Origin of the sequence: Chromobacterium sp. S0633, from assembly GCF_024158805.1 — a bacterium.
Lineage (GTDB): Bacteria > Pseudomonadota > Gammaproteobacteria > Burkholderiales > Chromobacteriaceae > Chromobacterium.
Genome location: NZ_JAMZGH010000090.1, coordinates 1 through 5,427 on the forward strand (window position 1 = coordinate 1; position 5,427 = coordinate 5,427).

Consider the following 5,427-nt stretch of genomic DNA (forward strand, 5'->3'; position numbering starts at 1 on the left):
GCTGAAGCAGGATATCGAAGTTCGCGAATTCCTGAAAAAGCGTCTGGGTCACGCTTCGGTTGGCCGTGTGACCATCGCGCGCCCAGCGCGGCGAGCCAGCTCGCAACGCGCAAGCCGAGTTCGCCCAGCCCGCCCGTGATCAGCCACGTGGCGTCCGCCGAGAGCGCGAGGTCAGCTCTGAGCGGCAACGCGCGCTCGTCGAAGCGCGGCGCGGCGACCGCCTCGCCCTTGACCGCGACTTCGGTCTCGCGCTCGAAGTAATCCAGGCCGCGGCGGATCGCCCGCGCGTCGCCCGCGTGCAGCGCCAGCGTCTGCAGATGCGGCGTTTCCATCGCCACCGCGCGCGACAGCGCCTGCAGCGGCGCCGAGGCCGGCGCGTCCGGCGCCAGCGCCAAGGCGATGCGGCAAGGCCGCTCGCGCCGCGCGGCCGTGGCGAACAGTTCCAGCGCCCCGGCGTAAACCGCCGGCGCCGGCGCGTCGCCGCGCGCCTCCAGCCCGCGGCAATCGACGATCAGGCCCGCCTTGTCGAAGGGAATATCGTTCACCGCCGCCACCACGACGGCCTCCTTGCCTTCGTCGCGCAGCATCGCCGCCAGCCCTGCCGCCGTATCCCCCGCTCCGCTCAGGATGGCGATGGACGGCGGCAGCGCGGCGGCCTCGCCGCCCGCCGCGTCGCGCCATTCCACCGCATAGCCCTCGCGCAGCGGTTCGACGCGCAGCAATTCATTACGGGTCACCTCGCGCGACTCCAGGCCGGTCATTTCGAGCAGCACCTTGCCGGCGTCGAACAGGCTGGCCTGCCCCCGCTCGGCCGACGCGTGACAGCGCATCCCGGCGCCGGTCCGCCCGTGCAGCGCCAGCCGCGCGATACGCGTCGGCACAAAAGCCTTGCTGCCCTCGGGCCGCGCGGCGGCGGCCACCAGTTGCAGCACCGAATCCAGCACCCCGGGGTGCAGCAACCAGCCGGCGTCGTCGGCGTCGTCCCGCATATCGCAAGACGCGTCGCCGTCCCCGACCACGATGTCCGACAGACGCCGGAAGGTCGGTCCCATCACCACGCTGCGCGCGCGCAGCCAGCTATCCATCAGCTCGGTGGAGATCGCTTCTCCGCGCACCGGCTCCGCCGGCGCGGCGCCCGGCGCCTCGCCGGCGTCCACCCTGGCCGTCGCGTGGACGTCGGCGGACTCCAGCGTCAACACCGTGGCTTCGAAACCGTCGCCGTCGCGCACCAATTGCAGCTGGACCTTGCGCGCCGCGCCCGACGGAATCACCAGCGCGGCCGGGAAGCGCAGATCGCTCAGCACGCAGCCGTCCGATCCGGTGAGCGCGCGCGCGCCGTCGGCCATCATCACCGCGAGCGCCGCGCCGGACACCACCACCTTGTCGTAAATCACGTGATCCTGCAGGAAGGGCAAGACGGCCACGCTCCATTCGGCGTCGAAGAAAGTCGCGCCCAAGGCCGGCGCGTCGGTGCGCCGTCCAAGGAAGGGCGTCGCGCCCGCCGCCAGGAAGCGCGGCGCGCGGTCTATCCAGTGACGCTGGCGCTGGAAGGGATAGGTCGGCAGCGCCACCCGGTTGCCGTCGCGGTAATGCTGGGACAGCTCCAGCGTCAGGCCCGCGGTCCACAGCCGCGCCAGCGCGTCCGGCGAGGCCGGATCGAGCGACACCATGCCGGCAGCGCCCGCGCCCAGCGCCGTGTCGCCGAAGTCCAGCACCCATTCCGCGCCGGCCGCTTCCAGCGCCTCGGCGGCGTCCGCCGCGCCTGGCGCCGTGCCCGCGCCGGCCAGTTCTTCGCGCACCGCTTCCGCGCTGTCCAGCGGCAGGCCCGAGGCCGCGCTGATCCACAATAGCGACGGCGCGACGGCGCGCTCTGCGCGGCGCTGCCGCGCATCCTCAAGACTCAGCGCGCCCGCCGCGAAGGCCGCGGCGAACACCCCGCTCCCCGTCGCGCACACGCTGGCCGGCACGACGCCGCTCGCCTGCCACAGCTGCACGCGGGTCAATACCGCGTCCAGATCCTCGGCGCCGCCGAAGGCGAAGCTCAGCTCCGGCGCGCGCGCCGGCACTTCCGCCGCGATCGTCTCCGCGCTCGGCTCGCCGGCGGCGAAGCCGCGCAGCGCGGCGATCAAGGCCTCGCGGGATTCGGCGCGGAACGCCGCGCGCTGCTCCCAATGCCGCCGCCCCAGCGCCGCCGTCAGGCAAACGTCTTCTATCCTCAGCTCGGGATGGCCGTCGAGAAAGTCCGCGTAGTCCGCGCACAACGCGGGCAAGACCTCGCCGCGCGCCGACAGCAGCAAGAGCGGCGCGACGTCCGGCGTGCGCGGCGCGCGCGGCGGCGCCGCTTCAAGGATCACGTGGGCGTTGGTGCCGCCGATGCCGAAGGAGCTGACCCCGGCGCGCCGCTGCGGCGCGTCCCAAGGCGCGGTTTCCGTCGGCAGGTAGAAGCCGGCGTCGCCGCGCAGCGCATCTATCGCGCGTTCCGCGCCGACGGCGGCCGGAATCCGCCCATGCTCCACCGCCAGCGCGGCCTTGATCAGCCCGCAAGCGCCCGCCGCCGCGTTCAGATGGCCGACGTTCGCCTTCAGCGTGCCCAGCGCGCAGCGCGCGTCGGCGTCGGAACGCTGGCCCAGGGCCGCGCCCAGCGCCGCCAGTTCCACCTCGTCGCCGATCGCCGTGCCGGTGCCGTGCGTCTCCACATAGCCTATCGACGCGCCGTCCACCTCGCTGAGCGCCAGCGCCTGGCGGATCACGTCCTGCTGCCCGCGCCCGCCGGGCGCGGTGAAGCCCACCTTGGCCGCGCCGTCGTTGTTGACCGCGCCGCCGCGAATCACCGCCATGATGGGGTCGCCGTCGGCCAGCGCGTCCTCCAGGCGGCGCAGCACCACCACGCCCGCGCCGTTGCCGAAGACGGTGCCGCTGCTGTCCGTGGTGAACGGACGGCAGGCGCCGTCCGCGGACAGAATGCTGCCCTCCTCGTACACATGGCCCTGCCGCTGCGGCAAGGCGACGCTGACGCCGCCCGCCACCGCGAAGTCGCACTGGAAGCTCAGCAGTCCCTGCATCGCCTGAACCACGGCGACAAGGGAAGTCGAGCACGCGGTCTGCAAGCTGATGGCCGGGCCGCCGAAATCGAGCCGGTAGGCGACCTGGGTGGCCAGATAGTCCTTGTCCACGCCCACCCATTGCTGCAGATAGCGGTTGGGCGACGCGCGATCCAGCCGGTCGCGCACGTGGTCGACGAGATAATCGACGCTGGCCGAGCCGGCCCAGACGCCGACGCGCGCGCCGCGCGCCGCGCCGTGACCGGCGCGCTCCAGCGCCTCGTGCACGCATTCAAGGAAAATCCGCTGCTGCGGGTCCATCGCCGCCGCCTGCGACGGCGGAATGCCGAAATAGGCCGCGTCGAATTGATCGACGCCGTCCAGCGGACCGCCGGCGCCGACGAAGCCGGGCTGGGCCAGCACCGTTTCCGGCACGCCCTCGCGGCGCGCCGCGTCCGCGCCGAAGCGTTCGATCGCGACCCGGCCGTCGGCTATCATCGACCAGAACTGTTCCAGGGTGCTGACGCCGGGCAGGCGGCAGCTCGCGCCGATGATCGCTACGGCGTCTACGGGTGTTGCATCAGTCATTACAAAGCCTCCTTGCGTGCGCGTACGCGCTGTCGATAGGCGCGCGCGCCGTCGACGTCCATCATTGGGGAAAGGTCCGCCTCGCCCGTATCGGCGCGCTCGGCGAGCGCCCGTATCGTGGCCAGCGAAAAGAAATCGACCAGCGGGGGCACCGCGACGCCGCGCGACGCCAGCAGCGCGCGCAGCCTCACGATGTGCATCGAGGTGGCGCCCGCGTCGAAGAAGCCCTGCCGCGGGTCTATCTCGACGCCGACCACCTCGGCGAAGGCGGCCAGCATCGTGGCCTCCAGCGAAGCGTCGCGCCGCGCCGCCGCGGCCGGCGTCGCCGGCGCGGGAGCCGGGGCCGCCAGCTCGGCGAGACGCGCGCGGTCCACCTTGCCGTTCGCCGTCAGCGGCAAGGCGTCCAGCACCATCACGTGATGCGGCTGCATATAGGCGGGCAGATGCAGCACCAGTTGGGTGCGCACGGCCGCGACCACGTCGCCTTGATGATCCGGCAGCGCCACCACGTGCAGCTGGATCACCGTCGCGTCCTTGCGCCGGGCCACCGAGGCCACGGCGCGCGCCAGGCAGCCGGCGCGCATCGCGGCCGCCTCGATCTCGCCCAGCTCGATCCGATAGCCCTGCACCTTGACCTGCCCGTCCATCCGTCCCAGCAGTTCAAGCTCGCCGTCCGGCTGCCAGCGCGCGAGATCGCCGGTGCGGTAGAGTCGCCGGCCCTCGGCGTCGATGAAGAAGCGGCGCTCGGTTTCCGCCTCGTTGCCCAGATAGGCGAGCGCGAGGCCGCGGCCGCCCAGCAGCAACTCACCCACCACGCCGTCCGGCCGCTCCCGGCCGTCGGGCGCGCGCACGAAGCATTGCTGGTTGGACAGCGGCCGGCCGTAGGGAATCGACGCCAGCACGGCGTCCTCGGGCGCGATCGGATGCACCACCGACCAGATCGACACCTCGGTCGCCCCGCCCAGGCTGATCGGCCGCAGCGCCGGAAACGCGTCGCGCAGCCGCCCGGCCAGGCCGGGCGCGATCCAGTCGCCGCTCATCAGCGCCAGGCGCAGATGCGGCGAACGCGGCGCGGACACTTCCAGCATCAGTTCCAGCACCGCCGGCACGGAATTCCAGATGGTGACCCCGCCGTCGCAGAGCGCCTGGGCCATCGCGTCCGGATCGCGCGAGCGGGCCGGGAACACCACCTCGCCGCCGACCGCGAGCAGGCCGAAAATGTCGTAGACCGACAAATCAAAGGCCAGCGAGGACACGCACAGCGCGCGATCGGCCGGGCCGACCGCGAAGCGTTGGTTGATGTCGTCTATGGTGTTCGCCGCGGCCTCGTGCGCGATCAGCACGCCCTTCGGCCGCCCGGTGGAACCCGAGGTGAAGATCACATAGGCCGCGTCGCCGGTCTCGAGGTCCGCGGCCGGACCCGCGTCGCCGCGCGGCAGCGGCTGGTCCAGACGCAGCGCGGGCACCGGCAGCGCCGGGCCTGCCGCGCTCAGCAGCGCGAGACGGGCGCCGGCCTCGCCGAGCAGTTCTTCTATGCGCGCGGCCGGCCAAGACGGCTCTATCGGCAGATAGACCGCGCCCGCCATCACAATGCCCAGCAGCGCCGCCACCGCGCGCGGCCCCGGCGCGACAATGGCCGCCACCACCTCGCCGCGCGCCACGCCGCTTTGCCGCAGCGCGCCGGCGATGTCTTCCGCCTCGCGCAGCAGCGCGCCGTAGCTCAGCGTCGTCCCGCCCTGCCTGACCGCCACCGCCTCCGGCGCGATCCGCGCCTGCCGGACGATGGGGGTTTCCAGCC

The 5,427-nt window shown here is 73.0% G+C and carries 1 protein-coding gene and 2 pseudogenes; 1 reads left to right on the forward strand and 2 read right to left on the reverse strand.

Features of this window, described 5'->3' with window-relative positions:
- Positions 1-97: pseudogene (locus NK214_RS24550) on the forward strand (30S ribosomal protein S3); the annotation flags it as partial.
- Between the two features lie 682 nt (positions 98-779).
- Here NK214_RS24550 and NK214_RS24555 read toward each other — a convergent pair.
- Both NK214_RS24555 and NK214_RS24560 read right to left on the reverse strand, forming a co-directional pair.
- A pseudogene (locus NK214_RS24555) lies at positions 780-3,629 on the reverse strand (beta-ketoacyl synthase N-terminal-like domain-containing protein); the annotation flags it as partial.
- A partial coding sequence (locus tag NK214_RS24560) for an amino acid adenylation domain-containing protein (protein WP_253315762.1) occupies positions 3,629-5,427 on the reverse strand: 1,799 nt, incomplete at its 5' end. The pseudogene NK214_RS24555 and the gene NK214_RS24560, both read right to left, overlap by 1 nt.